This window comes from Stenotrophomonas maltophilia, assembly GCF_006974125.1.
In the GTDB taxonomy this organism is placed as follows: domain Bacteria; phylum Pseudomonadota; class Gammaproteobacteria; order Xanthomonadales; family Xanthomonadaceae; genus Stenotrophomonas; species Stenotrophomonas maltophilia_O.
Genome location: NZ_CP037858.1, coordinates 1,396,496 through 1,410,862, shown reverse-complemented (window position 1 = coordinate 1,410,862; position 14,367 = coordinate 1,396,496). Strand labels below are relative to the sequence as shown.

Genomic DNA, 14,367 nt, shown 5'->3' with positions numbered 1-14,367 from the left:
TGTTTTACCCATGAAGAAGGCAGTCGTGCTTCTCTCCGGCGGCATGGATTCAGCCGCCGTCATCGCCATGGCCCAGGAACAGGGCTTCGCCGTGCATGCCCTGAGCGTGCGCTATGGCCAGCGCCACACCTCCGAACTGGACGCCGCCGCCCGCGTGGCCAAGGCCCAGGGCGTGGTCGCGCACAAGACCGTGGACGTGGACCTGCGCAGCATCGGCGGCTCGGCACTGACCGACGACATCGACGTGCCCGAGGCCGGTGGTGCCGGCATCCCGGTCACCTACGTGCCGGCGCGCAACACCATCATGCTGTCGCTGGTCCTGGGCTGGGCCGAAGTGCTCGGCGCCAACGACATCTTCTGCGGCGTCAACGCGGTGGACTACTCCGGCTACCCGGACTGCCGCCCCGAGTTCGTGGCCGCGTTCCAGGCGCTGGCCAACCTGGCCACCAAATCGGGCGTGGAAGGCGCGGGCATCAAGGTGCATGCCCCGCTGCAGTTCCTCAGCAAGGGCCAGATCGTCAGCGAAGGCGTGCGCCTGGGCGTGGACTTCGGCCTGACCGTGTCCTGCTACAACGCCGACGCCAACGGCGCCGCCTGCGGCCATTGCGATGCCTGCCGCCTGCGCGCACAGGGCTTCGCCGAGGCCGGCGTGGCCGACCCCACGCTGTACGCCTGATTGCACGGTAGAGCCGGCCGCTGGCCGGCTTCCCTGGTGGATGTGAACTTCCCTCGGTGGGTGCCAACCTTGGTTGGCACTGTGCGCCGGGCACGGCCCGGCGCTACCGCCGCTGCAACCACCCCGACGCTTCAATAAACGCCCGCACTGCAGCCGGATCTGTGTAATCCAATTCGATCATCCGCGCGATCCCCACCTTCTCATCGACCTGCTGCCGCATATATTCCTGCGCGATGCGATAGCCGGCGTAGTACCCCACATCACTCACCCCGAACGCGTTGCGGGCGCTGTTGTACAGCCAGTTGTCCAGATCCTCGCCGTCCATTTCAGCGACGAAACGCGCGCGGATCTCCACCTCGTGCGCGGGCCCGTAGGTGTACAGCGGCAATGCCGGCCGACGCCCGCTCAACCGTTCGGCCACATACTCGGCCACACCCTCGCGTACCGCGTACTGGGCCACGCTGCCGGTGGTCTCGCGCTGCTGCGTATGCACGTACTCGTGCAGGTTGTTCTGCGCGTTGTTCGCGCCGGGACGGCTGTCGTAGAAGATCCGCAGGCGCTCGCGCATCTTCTCCGGCAGCTCGCTCACGTCCACGCGCTCATCGCCCAGCGCCATCTCCGCGCCGATCAGCACCTTGTCGCCCAGCGTGGTACCACCGGTACGCAGCACGCCCACCGCGTAGGTGATGGTGGCCGGGCGCAGGGCAGGGTAGAGCGCACGGAACGCGGCCAGATCGCGCTTCAGCGTGGCATTGGCCTGCTGCGCGTTGGCGGTGAGCGGGCGTACCGAGGTCCAGAAGCGCGGCCACGCCTGCATGGCCTCGGCGTACTCGCGGGCGGTGTAGTTGCGCACCTGCATCAGCGCATGCAGGCCGGGGCTGCCTGGATCGATGTAGCGCTGCTGGACCAGCGCCACCCGGCGCTCGGCATCGGGCTCGGCGCGCACCGCGTCGTAGGTGGCCCAGAAGCGGGCGATGTCGTCGGTGACGACCTGGGAGGGGGCGGCCAGGGCTGCGCAGGGCAGCAGCAGGGCGGCAATGAGGCAGAAGGGCAGGCGCATCCGCGGCTCCGGGTAGGAATCACAGCTGGGATGCGTCGGAGGCCCGGAAGGTTTAAGAGGGCTCACCAGATCGGGTAGTGCCGGCCGCTGGCCGGCAACCTCGACGCACCAGGGTTTCACCCGGCCCGGCAAAGTAGGGTAGAATGCCCACCCCGCCGAAAGGCTGGGGCAGTGCAATGGGCCGTTAGCTCAGTCGGTAGAGCAGAAGACTTTTAATCTTTTGGTCGAAGGTTCGAATCCTTCACGGCCCACCATTGCATCCAATGACCCAGGTCATTCAGAAAGGCACCGTCAAGCGGTGCCTTTTTTGTTGCTTGCGCCAACCCCTACTTGGCCTTGGCACCCTGCGCTCGCGCCGCCTCGCGCTCCGCCGCTGCCTGTGCGGCAGAGGCTGCGGCGTTGGCGGCCCGCTCGGCCGCGGTACGATCCGCATCGAACCGCGCCTGCCGCTGGACGCTGTAGGTGCGCTCCAGTTCCAGCGAGGCAAGGAAACTGTCGGGGTGCTTCGCGGCACAGGCCTGCTGCACAAGCTGCACAGCGCGATCGGACAGGCCAGGCTGAATGTTGCTGAGCAGGCAATCGGCGTACGGTACGGATGCAGCGGGGCCAGCAGCCAGCGCGGCAACGATCACGACATTCAACATGCAAACCTCCTTGTAGGTTTCGATGGGACTCGGGGTCGGTCCGGCCCCAGTATGGGCCGGTTCGTGGCACGGGTGTATCTACTCCGGCCGCACATCCCGGCACACCAGCTCCGCCAGGCTGCGGCAGGCGAAGAACAGCCCCTCGACCACGCCCTCATCCAGATGGCGTTCCGGTGTTGCCATCGATCGACAACGGTTGGCTGCGTGCAGCATTTCCGCCACGGTCAGCATGCCGATGGCGGCCCGTTCCACCCGCGACAGGGCAACCCCGCGCCCTGCGGAAAGGCTGGTTTCAGGCCAGGGCAAGTCATCGGCGCCTTCGCCCGCGCGGATGCGTCTGAGGCAGCCCAGGAAGCTGCTCAGTTCGGGCGAAGGGTTGTCGTCGTCATCGTTGACGCTGGCGGAATCTGAAGCATAGGACGGACGCTGGTTCATGTCGGCTTCCTCGGCGCTGGGGTGGGAATGCCACCGCGTAGGACGGGTGGCAGGCGATGCGTGGCTGCAAGCCGGGATGACAGTAAGCAGTTAACCGGCGGGTCCGAAAACCCCCACGCACCGCCCGCCATGAAGGCCGACGGATCACCCGCCGGCACGGTCCAGGGACAGTGTCGGCGGGTGAGCGCAAACAACATGCTTACAGTCATCACGGGCTTGCAGGCCCGGTGCCACCCGTTGTCGGTGGCGCTGCATGGTGTTTACGCACGCGCTTGGATTTCAATGAGGATTCTCCGAAGAGAAATGCAGTACCCAGGCGCGCGACGATGGTGGCGCAGGCACATCTGATGCAGCAAGCGACAGCGCGCGACGTGTTCATGCTTGCGCCGGGCTTACCGCGGTGGAAAATGTCGAGAACAGCTGGTGGCGGCGACGATGCCGTGATGTATCACGTGGAAAGTTGGCGTGATTTTCGCCTGCAGTGGTGGCACGACCAGCGAGTCATGCCCTCAAATGTCGGTGCATTTGCGACGACCGAGGTGTTGGCGTCCGCGCCTGGGTGAGGTGTTGTAGAGCCGAGCCATGCTCGGCTGCGGTTCGCGCCAATGCCGAGCCGAGCGTGGGCTCGGCTCTACAGTGGTCCATCCACGCATGGCGTGGATCTACGCATCTGGCAGGGGTGTTGAGCGTGCCGAAGCCGCCAATGCCTGCGGCAGGGCGGTATCCTCGGTCTCTTTCCCAGGATGGGTTTTCCCCATGCGCCTCATCGTGCTGTCGCTGTTGTTGTCCGCCATCACCGCCGCACCCTTGATGGCGGCCGAACCGGCGCTGTCCGCACAATCAGCTGCCGCAACCCCGCTGGTGATCGGCGAGACCTTCACCATCGCGTCGAAGGCGCTGGGCGAGACCCGCCGCATCAATGTCTACCGCCCGCAGCCGTGGGGCCTGGACCCGAAGGCGCCGCTGCCGGTGCTCTACATGCCCGACGGTGGCATCGGCGAGGATTTCCTGCATGTGGCGGGGCTGGTGCAGGTGCTGAGCGGCAATGGCAGCATGCGTCCGTTCCTGCTGGTCGGCATCGAGAACACCGAGCGCCGCCGCGACATGACCGGCCCCAGCAAGGATCCGCAGGACCAGAAGATCGCGCCGCGCATCGGTGGTTCGGCGGCCTACCGCACGTTCCTGCGCGATGAACTGATGCCGCAGGTACGCCAGCGCTACCCGATCACCGACGAGCGCGCGCTGATCGGCGAATCGTTGGCCGGCCTGTTCGTGGTCGAGACGCTGCTGCAGGAGCCGTCGCTGTTCAACAGCTACATCGCGCTGGACCCCAGCCTGTGGTGGAACCGGGGCACGATGCTGGCCGGTGCCGCCAAGCAGCTGCCGGCGTTGACGCATGCGCAGCCGCGCGTGTTCCTGGCCAGTAGCGGCCAGCCGGAACTGGCCAAATCCACGGCACAGCTGGCTACGCTGCTGGAACAGGCCTCGCCGTCGCCGCTGGTGAAGTACCTTCCGCTGCCGGAAGAAACCCACGCCACGATCTATCATCCGGCCGCGTTGCAGGCGCTGCGCACGCTGTTCCCGGCACCGCCGCCGGCCTCGCCCTGACCGCACTGGCAGCGGGTTGCGCAGCATGCAAGGATGCGGCAGCGGCGCCATCGGGTGCGCCGCCCGCAACGGGAGCGTGTAGATGCAGCGTGTGCGTGGATGGAGTGTGGCGGCCTGCCTGGCCGTGAGTGGCTGTGCGATGTCGGTGGCACCGCCGGCAGCGCAGAATGAAGCGAAGGAAAGTGCGGTCGCCGCCACGCCGGGCGTGGTACTGCCGGATACCGAGGCATTGCGCGTGCACGATCCAATCGGCCGTGATTATCCGGTCTGGGTGGCGTTGCCGGCCGACTACGCCGCGCATCCGGAAAAGCACTACCCGGTGCTGTACGTGACCGATGCGCTTTACAGCTTCCCGCTGGTGCGCAGCGTGCGCAACATGGTGGGGCAGAAGGGCGTCAACCTGGAGGATTTCATCCTGGTCGGGCTGCCGCCGCAGGAGGGCCTGACCTCCAAGCAGAGCCGCTCGCGCGATTACACGCCCAGCGACCCGGCGCGTACCGATCCGCGTGACTACAGTGATGACGTCAGCTATGGCGGCGCGGCGCACTACCGCGATTTCCTCGCCGAGCAGGTGCTGCCGATGATCGACGCGCGCTATCGCACCGATCCGGCGCGGCGCGCCTATGCGGGTCATTCCTACGGAGGCCTGTTCGGCGCCTATGTGCTGACCACGCGCCCGGACATGTTCCGCACCTACATCCTGTCCAGCCCGTCGCTGTGGTTCGACAACCATCTTGTGCCGCGCCTGCAGGCCGAGGCAACGACGCCCGCGCAGCCGACCACGGTGGTGCTGTCAGTCGGCAGCTTCGAGACGGTCAAGCCCGAACCGCGCTATTTCACCCGCAACGACATGCTGCGCCACAACGCCGAATTCGCCGAGCAGCTGCGCGGCAGCGGGCGATCGTTGAAGGTGGAGAACATGGTGATCGATGACGAGGACCACTTCACCGTGTATCCGGACATGATCACCCGCGCGCTGTTGAAGGTGTTTCCGGGTACCGGACCGTACAGCAGCGGTTGATGGCGGGCGGCATCCACGCATGGCGTGGATGCGCGTGGATCAATGCCTCACGCCGCCTGTGCGTCCGGTCCGGTCAACACGCCCACATCGGCATGCCGGAAGCACAGCCGGATGGCATCGAGCAGCTCGCTCATGTTGTAGGGCTTGGGCAGGAAATGGATGCCATCGCGCAGCTGCGGCAGCACCTGGTGCTGGTCCATGCCCGACGTCACCAGGATCGGCAGCTGGGGATACAGGCCGCGGACCCGGTTGGCGGCTTCAATGCCGCTGATCGGGCCCAGATTGACGTCGGTGAACAGCAGATCGAAACGCTCGCCAGCGGCGAGCAGGCCCAGCGCTGCTTCGGCGGAGCTCACGCCCACTACGTGGCAGGCCTGGCTTTCCAGCGCAAGACGGCTCAGCTCGCGGGTTTCCTCGGCGTCCTCGATCAGAAGGACGCAGGGTTCGACGTGGCGCTTGGACAACAACATGACGCTACAGCTCCGGAAAGCAGCAATGAAAAGGCGCGCAAGTATGCGCAAGCCGGGGGTGATCCCGGCGTGCACGCCAGGCTAAGTGGGCGTTACAGCCGATGCTGGCGCCGGCGGCGCACCTGCCAGGCCAGCACCGCCACTGCCAGCAGCGCGGTGCCGATGCGCAGGCTGGTGGCCTGCCAGCCGAGCGCGACGGCGTCATCGAGGCTGAACACATTCCACGCCAGGTTCATCGAGATGTGCAGGGACAGACCGCACCACAGGGTGTCGCCATCCAGATGGTCCAGCCAGGCGAAGACGAAGCCGCCCAGTGCGATCACCGCGCCGACGAACAGGGCGGTGCCTCCGCCGTCGAAGCCGCCGAAGCCCAGCCAGTGCACCCAGCCGAACAGCAGCGCCTGCGGCAGTGCGAGCAGGGGCCACGGGCCACGCACGATCTTCACCAGCAGGATGAAACCCAGGCCGCGGAACAGTACTTCCTCGGCCAGTGGGAACAGGATGGTGAGCATTGCCGCGTCGAGGGCGGTCAGTGCGGTGTTGGGCGTTCCCAACAGCGCCAGGCCCAGCCAGCACGGCAGGCTGGCCAGCAGCACCCACCCCGGGCCGCTCCAGCCGTTGCCGCGCAGCCCGAGACTGGCCATCAGGCCTGTGCCGCGGGGATGCAGCAGCGCAGCCAGCAGCAGCGCCATCAGCACGGCCAGCGCGTTGTCGAGCAGGCTGCCGCCATAGGGGATGAGCAGCGCAGGAATCGGTGCACCGACGGACGCGGCGATATCGCGCAGGTTCAGGCCAAGGCCAACGCCCAGCAGCACCAGCAACAGGCGCACCGGGTTGGGCAGGCGGGACAGCATGGTCATGCGCGCACTCCCTGCGGGACAAGGCCGCAGTGTCGGGCCGGCCGCTTCCGCCGGCACGCGCCGGAAGTCCCTGTGCCATCGGTCATGCGTTGCCGCACAGTCATCACCGGGCAGGTACAGTCGACGCCAGACTGACAGGAGCAATGCCGATGCTGTGCCCCGTATGCAAGACCCAGCCCCTGCAGATGGCCGAGCGCCACGGCATCGAGATCGATTACTGCCCGGGCTGCCGCGGCGTGTGGCTGGATCGTGGCGAGCTGGACAAGATCATCGAGCGCGCCGGTGCTGGTGCTGCGGTACCAGCGCCGGCCCCGGTGCAGTCGCAGCCGGCCGCCGCGCCCCCCCCCGGTGATGCATCGCGATACCCGCCACCTTGGCCAGCGCTACGAGGACAACCGTGGCCAGCAGTACGGCCACGGCTACAAGAAAAAGAAGAAGGACAGCTTCCTGTCGGAGTTGTTCGATTTCTGATTTGTAGCGTCCAGCCACGCTCGACTGGATGTTGCAGGCCATGGTCGAGCATGGCTCGACGCTACAGGGATGCGGTCACGGTCGGCGCAGGATGAGCTCGCGGTCGTGGGTGTCGCCGACGATGAAGTCGTACTCGCCGACCTTGCTGCAGCCATAGCGCGCGTAGAAGCGCTGCGCGCCGAAGTTCTCTTCCCACACGCCCACCCACAGAGTGCGGTGGTGCGGGTGGTCCAGCCACTCCATGAACGCATCCATCAGGCGTGCGCCATGGCCGCCGTTCTGGTGTGCAGCCAGGATGTAGAACCGCTTCAGTTCGATGTCGCCCTCGCGTGCATCCGTGTGCGGCAGGGTGTTGGCACCGGCGGCCAGATAACCGACCACGTTGTCGCGGTCCATCAGCAGCCAGATCGCACTGCGCGGGTCGGACAGTTCGGCGCGCTGCGGTTCGCTGCTGTAGTGCGCCTGCAGGAAATCCAGCAGCTCCTGCGCCGGGTACGAGTCGCCCCAGGTTTCGTTGTAGGTGGTGATGGCGATGGCCGACAGTGCGTCGACATCGGCGAGGGTGGCGCGGCGGATCTGCAACGACATGGCGGGGCCTGCAATGGAACGGGCCGCAGTGTAGCCGGCCCCGGCGGTTGCCGGGGCTGGCGGTTGCTCACAATCCGCTGATCAGAACCACATGCGGACGCCGGCGACCCAACGCGTGTCGCGCGCGTGGTCACCGGCATAGTCGGCGGTGTCGCCGAAACTGCGTTCGTGGCTGATGCCGATGTACGGCGCGAAGCGGCGGCTGAACTCATAGCGCAGTCGCAGCCCGGCTTCGACCTTGTTCAGGCCGCGGCCGATGCCGTACGCCGGTTCATCCTTGGCCGCCACCGTGGCTTCCAGCAGCGGCTGCAGGATCAAACGGTTGGTCAGCAGCACGTCGTACTCGACTTCGGCGGTGGCCAGAACCTGGCCACCGGAACCCATGTACAGCGTGGCCGAGCTTTCGAACTTGTACGGCGCCAGGCCCTGGATGCCAATGGCCGCCCACGTGCGCGAGTCGGCTGGCCGGAAGTCCTGGCGTACACCGACCAGCACGTCCCACCACGGCGACACGCTACGGCCGTACAGAGCCTCCAACGATGACGATTCGGTGCGGCCACGGCTGCGTTCACCATCGGTGCGCAGCCACAGGCGGTTGATGTTGCCACCGATCCAACCCGTGGCTTCCCAGGCCTGGCCGTTGCTGGTCTTGCCATCCCAATGCTCAAGCCGGTCGATCAGCAGCAGGCTGTTGATCTCCGGTGCATGCTCCATCGCACCATGCGCGATCGGCGGGAATGCGGCAGCGCGGTCGGCATCGGTGGGAATCGGGATCGGCTCGCGCGGTTTGGTGGTCGCGGGCGTGCCGTGGCCCATTGCCGCATGATCCATCCTGGAGTGATCCATCCTGGAATGGTCCATCGCCGCTGGCTGCGTTGTGCCATGGTCCATCTTCGAGTGGTCCATGCCGGCGTGATCTGCCGCGTCCATGTCCATCTTCGAATGATCCATCTTCGAATGATCGACCGGTTCGGCCGGGGTTTTCGCGGACTTCGTGGCCTTCGCGGGCGGATCCATCGCGCCCATGTCATGCCCGGTGTGCGACTGCGCGAACACCGGCAATGCGGCGGCCAGGCCCAGCGCCAGCAGGCTGGGGGAAAGGAGTGAGCGGCTCATTCTTCGATCCTCACTTCGCGCATCATGCCCGCTTCCATGTGGTACAGCAGATGGCAGTGGTAGGCCCAGCGGCCGAGGGCATCGGCGCGCACGCGATAGCTGCGGCGCGTGCCGGGCGGCATGTCGATGGTGTGCTTGCGCAGCTGGAATTCGCTCTGCGCGTTTTCCAGATCGCTCCACACGCCGTGCAGGTGGATCGGGTGCTGCATCATGGTGTCGTTGACCAGCACGATGCGCATGCGCTCGCCGTAGTTCAGCCGCAGCGGTTCGGCGCTGGCAAACGGAATGCCATCGAACGACCAGGAGAATTTCTCCATGTGGCCGGTCAGGTGCAGCTCGATCTCGCGGCTCGGCTCGCGGCCATCCGGGTCCTCGAACAGGCTGCGCATCGCGCCGTAGGTCAGCACTTGGCGGCCGTTGTCGCGCAGGCCGATGCCGGGGTCGTCCAGTTTCGGTTCTGTGGCCGAGCTCTGCATGTCCACCAGCGGGTTGTTACGCTCGCTGGCCGGATGCTTCGGTGCCTTGGCGGTATCGCCGCCGGCGGGCGCGCCGTGGCCCATGCTGGCGCCACAGCCGCCTTCCATGCCCTTCATCGCGGCCATGTTGTGACCGCCGTGGCCACCACCGCCCATGTCGTGGCCCGACATGCCGTGGCCCATGTCGGCCATGGTCAGCAGCACGCGTGGGTCGCGCTCGGGAATCGGCGCCTGCAAGCCATGACGTACGGCCAGTGTGCCCGCGGCGTAGCCGGTGCGGCCCATGTCCTGGCAGAAGATCGTGAAGGCGTCCTGGCCGGTGGGTTCCACCAGCACGTCGTAGGTTTCGGCGGGAGCGATGCGGAATTCGTCGATGCTGACCGGGTGGATGTACTGGCCGTCAGCGGCGACCACGGTCATCTTCAAACCGGGGATGCGCACGTCGAAGTAGGTCATCGACCCGCCATTGATGAAGCGCAGCAGCACTTTTTCGCCACTGCGGAACAGGCCGGTCCAGTTGCCGGCCGGGGCGGTGCCGTTCATCAGGTAGGTATAGGTGTTTGCGTTGACGTCGGACAGGTCGGTCGGCGTCATCCGCATCCGACCCCACATGCCGCGGTCGGACAGCGCCGCCGACCAGCCGTCGCGCTTCGCGTCGCGCAGGAAGTCCGGCAGCGTACGCATGTAGTAGTTGTCGTAGGCCGCCAGCTTCTTCATGCGCCGGAACAGCGCGCCGGGATCCATGTCGGTCCAGTCGGACAGCATGATCACGTGCTCGCGGTCGTGGTGGTACGGCGCCGGTTCGGCCGGGTCGATGATCAGCGCGCCGTACAGGCCGGCCTGCTCCTGGAACATCGAGTGGCTGTGGTACCAGTAGGTGCCCGACTGCTTCAGCTGGAAGTGGTAGTGGTAGGTCTCGCCGGGGCCGATGCCGTTGAAGCTCAGGCCCGGCACGCCGTCCATGTTGGCCGGCAGCAGGATGCCGTGCCAGTGGATCGAGGTCGGATGGCGTTCCAGCGTGTTGCGCACGAACAGGTCCACGGTCTGGCCTTCGCGCCAGCGCAGGATCGGGGCCGGCAGCGAGCCGTTGACGGTGATTGCCGGGCGGGTGCGGCCGGTGAAATTGGCCAGCGATTCGCCGATGGCCAGTTCGACGCGGGTGTCGGTGAGGACGGCGGGGGCGCCGGCCAGCCTTGGGGCGGCAGTAGCGGCGGCGAGCGCGCGCTGCGGCACGCCGACGGCAGCGATGCCGGCGACCACGCCACCGGCGGCAAGACCCTGTACGAACAGGCGTCGCGACGGCATGGGCACAGCGCCCGGACCGGGGGGATTGCGGGTATTCATGGTGGAGACTCCAGACACGGAAAGACGCCGGCAGGTCGCCGGCTTCGGTGCGCAGGGCGCACAGTGCGTGGGGAATCAGCCGATGGGAGGGCGTGAGATGGGCGGCAGCGGCGGCGACGGGCGACCGGTGGCCGGCATCGGCTGTGGTGCCAGCGACAACGCCGGGCCCGCCAGGTACGGCAACGGCTGCACCACCAGCAGCGGGTGCTGGGCGCAACTGCGCACGCAGTCCTTGATCTGGCAGTGGGCGTCGTGGGCCGGGGCCTTGGCCTGCGGGGCCTCGTCGGCCTGCATGGCGGCGTGGTGGTGGCAGTCGGCATCGCCGCCTCCAACCGTGGCGGCCATGGCATGGGCCATCCGCCCCATTTCCTCATGACCGCTGGCCATGGCCGCGTTCAGCCCGTTGAGCAACAGGCTGAGCATGAGCACGACACGGAGCAGGGTCGAGGCCAGGGACATGGCGCTAATCTAGCCGCAAGCGGGCGTGGATGCACTTCCGGCTGAATGGCCGGTTCAAGGTTGGAGCACGACCAGGGTGGCGCCGGGCCACGCCCGGCGAGCGCGAAGCGCGGCCAATCAGCGGGTCGCCGGACACGGCCAGGCGCTACCCCTCTTCGCGCACGATCTCGACCAGGCGCGGGCCGTAGCGGCTCAGCTTGGTGCCACCGATGCCGCCGACCCGGGCCAGTTCGTCCAGGCTGGTCGGGCGCTGCTCGGCGATGTTGCGCAGGGTACTGTCGTGGAAGATCACGAAGGCAGGCACGTTCTGTTCGCGCGCCAGTTCGGCACGCAGGCCGCGCAGGGCATTGAACAGGGCCAGGTCCTGCGGCAGCACCGACAGGCCGGTGCGCTGCGCGCTGCGTTCGCGTCCGCTGGTGCTGCTGGCCGGGTCGCGGCGCATGCTGATCTGGCGGCGGCCGGTCAGCACGTCGCGGCTGGCATCGGTCAGGCGCAGGCCACCGTGGCCCTCGCTGTCCACTTCCAGCAGGCTGGCGGCGACCAGCTGGCGGAACACGCTGCGCCAGGTGCGCGCATCCAGATCGCGGCCGATGGCGTAGGTGCTGAGCTTGTCGTGGCCCTGCTGCTTCACCTTCTCGTTCTCGCTGCCGCGCAGGACGTCGATCAGGTGGCCGACGCCGAAGCGCTGGCCGCTGCGGTAAACGCAGCTCAGCGCCTTCTGCGCCGGAATGGTCGCGTCCCACGAGGCCGGCGGTGTCAGGCAGTTGTCGCAGTTGCCGCAGGGCTGGGGATAGGTCTCGCCGAAACCGGCCAGCAGCACCTGGCGGCGGCACTGCATGGATTCGCAGTAGCCCAGCAGGTGATCGAGCTTGCCCCGCTCCAGCTGCTTGCGTTCTTCGCCGGCCTCGGATTGTTCGATCATCTGCTTGAGCAGGACCACGTCGCCCAGGCCGTAGCACAGCCATGCCTCGGCGGCCTCGCCATCGCGACCGGCGCGGCCGGTTTCCTGGTAGTAGCCTTCCATCGACTTGGGCAGGTCGGTATGCGCCACGAAGCGCACGTCCGGCTTGTCGATGCCCATGCCGAAGGCGATGGTGGCGCACATCACGATACCGTCCTCGCGCAGGAAGCGGCGCTGATTGTTCGCGCGCACGTCCGGCGGCAGGCCGGCGTGGTAGGGCAGGGCATTGAACCCCTGGCCGCACAGGAATTCGGCGGTCTCCTCGACCTTGCGCCGTGACATGCAGTAGACGATGCCGGCCTCGCCACGGTGGCCGCGCAGGAAATCGGTCAGCTGCTTGCGAGCGTTGTCCTTCTGCACCACGGTGTAGCGGATGTTGGGACGGTCGAAAGAGCTGACGAAGTGGCGCGCTTCCTGCAGATCGAGACGCTCGGCGATCTCGCGCTGGGTCGGTGGGTCGGCGGTCGCGGTCAGCGCGATCCGCGGGATCTGCGGCCAACGCTCATGCAGCACGGTCAGCTGGCGGTATTCGGGGCGGAAGTCATGGCCCCACTGCGACACGCAGTGTGCTTCGTCGATGGCGAACAGGGCGATCCGGCTGCGCGACAACAGCGACAGGAAGCGACCGGTCAGCAGCCGCTCGGGGGCTACATAGAGCATGTCCAGCTCACCGGCGAGCAGTTCGCGCTCGACGCGGCCGGCGGTCTCGGCATCCAGGGTTGAATTCAGGTACTCGGCACGCACGCCGAGCTGGCGCAGTGCTTCGACCTGGTCCTGCATCAGCGCGATCAGCGGCGAGATGACGATGCCACATCCGTCACGCAGCAGGGCCGGGACCTGGTAGCACAGCGACTTGCCGCCGCCGGTGGGCATCAGCACCAGGGCATCGTGACCGGCAGCCACATGCTCCACGATGTCCTGCTGCGGACCACGGAAATCGTCGTAACCAAAGACGCGTTGGAGCAGGTCGTGCGCGGGACGGGAAGCCATCCGGTTAGTTTACCCCGGTGGGGGAGTCGGCAGGGCTGCGCCCTGCACCCGCCGAATCAACGGCAACGTCAACGTCAAAAGCGGGCTATCCGTGGGTTGGCGGGGCGGTGTCGGAGTGCGGGGACGCCGTGAACCCGTCCCTGGGGGCTTGGCAGCCGCATCCATGCGGCTGACACCCCGCACTCCGACACCGCCCCGCCTTCGACAGTTGGCCGGCGGCTCGTAGATCCACGCCATGCGTGGATGAAATCTGTCAGATATCGACAAACAAAATGGGGTCGGATCCGTTTTCCGCAGGAAAACGGATCCGACCCCCAGCTCTGGCCCGACAGATCGCGGAAGCCTGTCTAAGGGCGGGGTGGGTCCGGTTGCGGGAGTGTCAGCCGCATGGATGCGGCTGCCAAGCCCCCAAGGGGGAGGGCGCTTTGCTTGCGAAGCACTGCTTCGCAAGCGCCCGAACGCACAGCCGCCAGCGGCTGGGCCGGACCGCGGAGCGGGGTTTACGGCGTCTCCCGCAATCGGACCCACCCCGCCAACCCACAGGAAACCAGCTCTTGCTCTTGCTCTGGCAGTTGCTGTTGCTTCGGCCTCTGCGGGTGCAGGGCGCAGCCCTGCCGAACACCCCCATCCCTTACTGCAGCAGGGAGCGCAGCATCCAGGCGTACTTCTCGTGCGTCTGCAGACGCTGGGTCATCAGATCCTCGGTCGGAGCGTCGTCACCCTTGGCCGCCACCCCCAGCACTTCACGTGCCGTACGGCAGACCGCTTCGTTGGCGACCACCAACTGGCGTACCATTTCACGCCAGTCCGCACTGTCGGTCAGGCCCGGTTCCTCGGCGATCGAGGTCAGCGCAGCGAATTCCCGGTAGGAGCCCGGGGCATTGAAGCCCAGCGCGCGGATGCGCTCGGCCACGTCGTCCAGTGCCGCCCACTGCTCGGTGTACTGCGTCTCGAACATGGTGTGCAGCGAGTTGAACATCGACCCGGTCACGTTCCAGTGGAAGTTGTGCGTCTTCAGGTAGAGCGTGAACGCATCGGCCTGGAAGCGCGACAGACCGTCGGCGATCTTCTTGCGGTCGCCCTGGGTGATCCCGATATCGATGTTCGGTGCCGACGGTGCCGCCGCTGCAAGCTTCTGCTTGCCGGTCTTGGCCTTGGTCGTGCTCTTGGTCTTCGCCATGGGGTTCC

General features: G+C 66.9%; 14 protein-coding genes, 1 tRNA gene and 1 pseudogene. 5 read left to right on the top strand and 11 right to left on the bottom strand.

Annotated elements, in window-relative coordinates:
- Positions 1-10: 10 nt before the first annotated feature.
- A complete protein-coding gene (gene queC, locus EZ304_RS06465; protein ID WP_142806600.1) occupies positions 11-676 on the top strand; it encodes a 7-cyano-7-deazaguanine synthase QueC in 666 nt (221 codons plus the stop codon).
- A 103-nt stretch (positions 677-779) separates the two neighbouring features.
- Here the strand turns inward: queC and EZ304_RS06460 are convergent, their stop codons facing one another.
- Positions 780-1,736: a DUF2268 domain-containing putative Zn-dependent protease gene (locus EZ304_RS06460; RefSeq protein WP_142806599.1), complete on the bottom strand. Its 957-nt coding sequence runs from the start codon at positions 1,734-1,736 to the stop codon at positions 780-782.
- Positions 1,737-1,914: 178 nt separating this feature from the next.
- On the opposite strand from EZ304_RS06460, the gene EZ304_RS06455 reads away from it, so the two are divergent.
- Positions 1,915-1,990, top strand: a tRNA-Lys gene (locus tag EZ304_RS06455).
- 72 nt (positions 1,991-2,062) lie between these two features.
- Here the strand turns inward: EZ304_RS06455 and EZ304_RS06450 are convergent.
- Together EZ304_RS06450 and EZ304_RS06445 are read right to left on the bottom strand one after the other, a co-directional pair.
- Positions 2,063-2,380, bottom strand: a complete 318-nt coding sequence (locus EZ304_RS06450; RefSeq protein ID WP_142806598.1) for a hypothetical protein — start codon at positions 2,378-2,380, stop codon at positions 2,063-2,065.
- Positions 2,381-2,458: 78 nt separating this feature from the next.
- The gene (locus EZ304_RS06445; protein ID WP_142806597.1) at positions 2,459-2,815 is read right to left on the bottom strand and encodes a hypothetical protein; all 357 of its coding nucleotides are present in this window, start codon (positions 2,813-2,815) and stop codon (positions 2,459-2,461) included.
- A 756-nt stretch (positions 2,816-3,571) separates the two neighbouring features.
- Between EZ304_RS06445 and EZ304_RS06440 the strand changes: the two genes are divergently transcribed.
- Together EZ304_RS06440 and EZ304_RS06435 are read left to right on the top strand one after the other, a co-directional pair.
- Positions 3,572-4,423: an alpha/beta hydrolase gene (locus EZ304_RS06440; protein ID WP_142806596.1), complete on the top strand. Its 852-nt coding sequence runs from the start codon at positions 3,572-3,574 to the stop codon at positions 4,421-4,423.
- Positions 4,424-4,505: 82 nt separating this feature from the next.
- Complete coding sequence (locus tag EZ304_RS06435) at positions 4,506-5,444, top strand: alpha/beta hydrolase (protein ID WP_142806595.1); 939 nt, start codon at positions 4,506-4,508, stop codon at positions 5,442-5,444.
- A gap of 47 nt (positions 5,445-5,491) precedes the next feature.
- Here the strand turns inward: EZ304_RS06435 and EZ304_RS06430 are convergent, their stop codons facing one another.
- Positions 5,492-5,914 carry a response regulator gene (locus EZ304_RS06430; protein WP_142806594.1) on the bottom strand — a complete coding sequence of 141 codons (423 nt, stop codon included), beginning with the start codon at positions 5,912-5,914 and terminating at the stop codon, positions 5,492-5,494.
- 92 nt (positions 5,915-6,006) lie between these two features.
- Complete coding sequence (locus tag EZ304_RS06425) at positions 6,007-6,774, bottom strand: CPBP family glutamic-type intramembrane protease (RefSeq protein ID WP_142806593.1); 768 nt, start codon at positions 6,772-6,774, stop codon at positions 6,007-6,009.
- 149 nt (positions 6,775-6,923) lie between these two features.
- Between EZ304_RS06425 and EZ304_RS21215 the strand changes: the two are divergent.
- Positions 6,924-7,245, top strand: a pseudogene (locus EZ304_RS21215) (zf-TFIIB domain-containing protein).
- Positions 7,246-7,320: 75 nt separating this feature from the next.
- Here EZ304_RS21215 and EZ304_RS06415 read toward each other — a convergent pair.
- The 6 genes from EZ304_RS06415 to EZ304_RS06390 all read right to left on the bottom strand — a co-directional run bounded on the left by EZ304_RS06415 (position 7,321) and on the right by EZ304_RS06390 (position 14,359).
- Positions 7,321-7,833 carry a GNAT family N-acetyltransferase gene (locus EZ304_RS06415; protein ID WP_142806592.1) on the bottom strand — a complete coding sequence of 171 codons (513 nt, stop codon included), beginning with the start codon at positions 7,831-7,833 and terminating at the stop codon, positions 7,321-7,323.
- An 81-nt stretch (positions 7,834-7,914) separates the two neighbouring features.
- Positions 7,915-8,949, bottom strand: coding sequence for a copper resistance protein B (locus tag EZ304_RS06410; protein WP_142806591.1), 1,035 nt, complete (start codon positions 8,947-8,949; stop codon positions 7,915-7,917).
- Positions 8,946-10,769, bottom strand: a complete 1,824-nt coding sequence (locus EZ304_RS06405; RefSeq protein ID WP_142806590.1) for a copper resistance system multicopper oxidase — start codon at positions 10,767-10,769, stop codon at positions 8,946-8,948. Before EZ304_RS06405 ends, EZ304_RS06410 begins: the two co-directional genes overlap by 4 nt.
- A 75-nt stretch (positions 10,770-10,844) precedes the next feature.
- The gene (locus EZ304_RS06400) at positions 10,845-11,228 is read right to left on the bottom strand and encodes a CopL family metal-binding regulatory protein (protein WP_099551960.1); all 384 of its coding nucleotides are present in this window, start codon (positions 11,226-11,228) and stop codon (positions 10,845-10,847) included.
- A 145-nt stretch (positions 11,229-11,373) separates the two neighbouring features.
- On the bottom strand, positions 11,374-13,179 hold the full coding sequence (gene recQ, locus EZ304_RS06395) for a DNA helicase RecQ (RefSeq protein ID WP_099551959.1): 1,806 nt from the start codon (positions 13,177-13,179) through the stop codon (positions 11,374-11,376).
- Positions 13,180-13,810: 631 nt separating this feature from the next.
- Entirely contained in the window at positions 13,811-14,359 is a 549-nt protein-coding gene (locus tag EZ304_RS06390) for a Dps family protein (RefSeq protein WP_142806589.1), read from the bottom strand.
- Between the last annotated feature and the right edge of the window lie 8 nt (positions 14,360-14,367).

Coding starts and splice junctions, on each gene's coding strand:
- queC (WP_142806600.1), top strand. CDS start 11: ATGAAGAAGGCAGTCGTGCTTCTCTCCGGCGGCATGGATTCAGCCGCC.
- EZ304_RS06460 (WP_142806599.1), bottom strand. CDS start 1,736: ATGCGCCTGCCCTTCTGCCTCATTGCCGCCCTGCTGCTGCCCTGCGCA.
- EZ304_RS06450 (WP_142806598.1), bottom strand. CDS start 2,380: ATGTTGAATGTCGTGATCGTTGCCGCGCTGGCTGCTGGCCCCGCTGCA.
- EZ304_RS06445 (WP_142806597.1), bottom strand. CDS start 2,815: ATGAACCAGCGTCCGTCCTATGCTTCAGATTCCGCCAGCGTCAACGAT.
- EZ304_RS06440 (WP_142806596.1), top strand. CDS start 3,572: ATGCGCCTCATCGTGCTGTCGCTGTTGTTGTCCGCCATCACCGCCGCA.
- EZ304_RS06435 (WP_142806595.1), top strand. CDS start 4,506: ATGCAGCGTGTGCGTGGATGGAGTGTGGCGGCCTGCCTGGCCGTGAGT.
- EZ304_RS06430 (WP_142806594.1), bottom strand. CDS start 5,914: ATGTTGTTGTCCAAGCGCCACGTCGAACCCTGCGTCCTTCTGATCGAG.
- EZ304_RS06425 (WP_142806593.1), bottom strand. CDS start 6,774: ATGACCATGCTGTCCCGCCTGCCCAACCCGGTGCGCCTGTTGCTGGTG.
- EZ304_RS06415 (WP_142806592.1), bottom strand. CDS start 7,833: ATGTCGTTGCAGATCCGCCGCGCCACCCTCGCCGATGTCGACGCACTG.
- EZ304_RS06410 (WP_142806591.1), bottom strand. CDS start 8,949: ATGAGCCGCTCACTCCTTTCCCCCAGCCTGCTGGCGCTGGGCCTGGCC.
- EZ304_RS06405 (WP_142806590.1), bottom strand. CDS start 10,769: ATGAATACCCGCAATCCCCCCGGTCCGGGCGCTGTGCCCATGCCGTCG.
- EZ304_RS06400 (WP_099551960.1), bottom strand. CDS start 11,228: ATGTCCCTGGCCTCGACCCTGCTCCGTGTCGTGCTCATGCTCAGCCTG.
- recQ (WP_099551959.1), bottom strand. CDS start 13,179: ATGGCTTCCCGTCCCGCGCACGACCTGCTCCAACGCGTCTTTGGTTAC.
- EZ304_RS06390 (WP_142806589.1), bottom strand. CDS start 14,359: ATGGCGAAGACCAAGAGCACGACCAAGGCCAAGACCGGCAAGCAGAAG.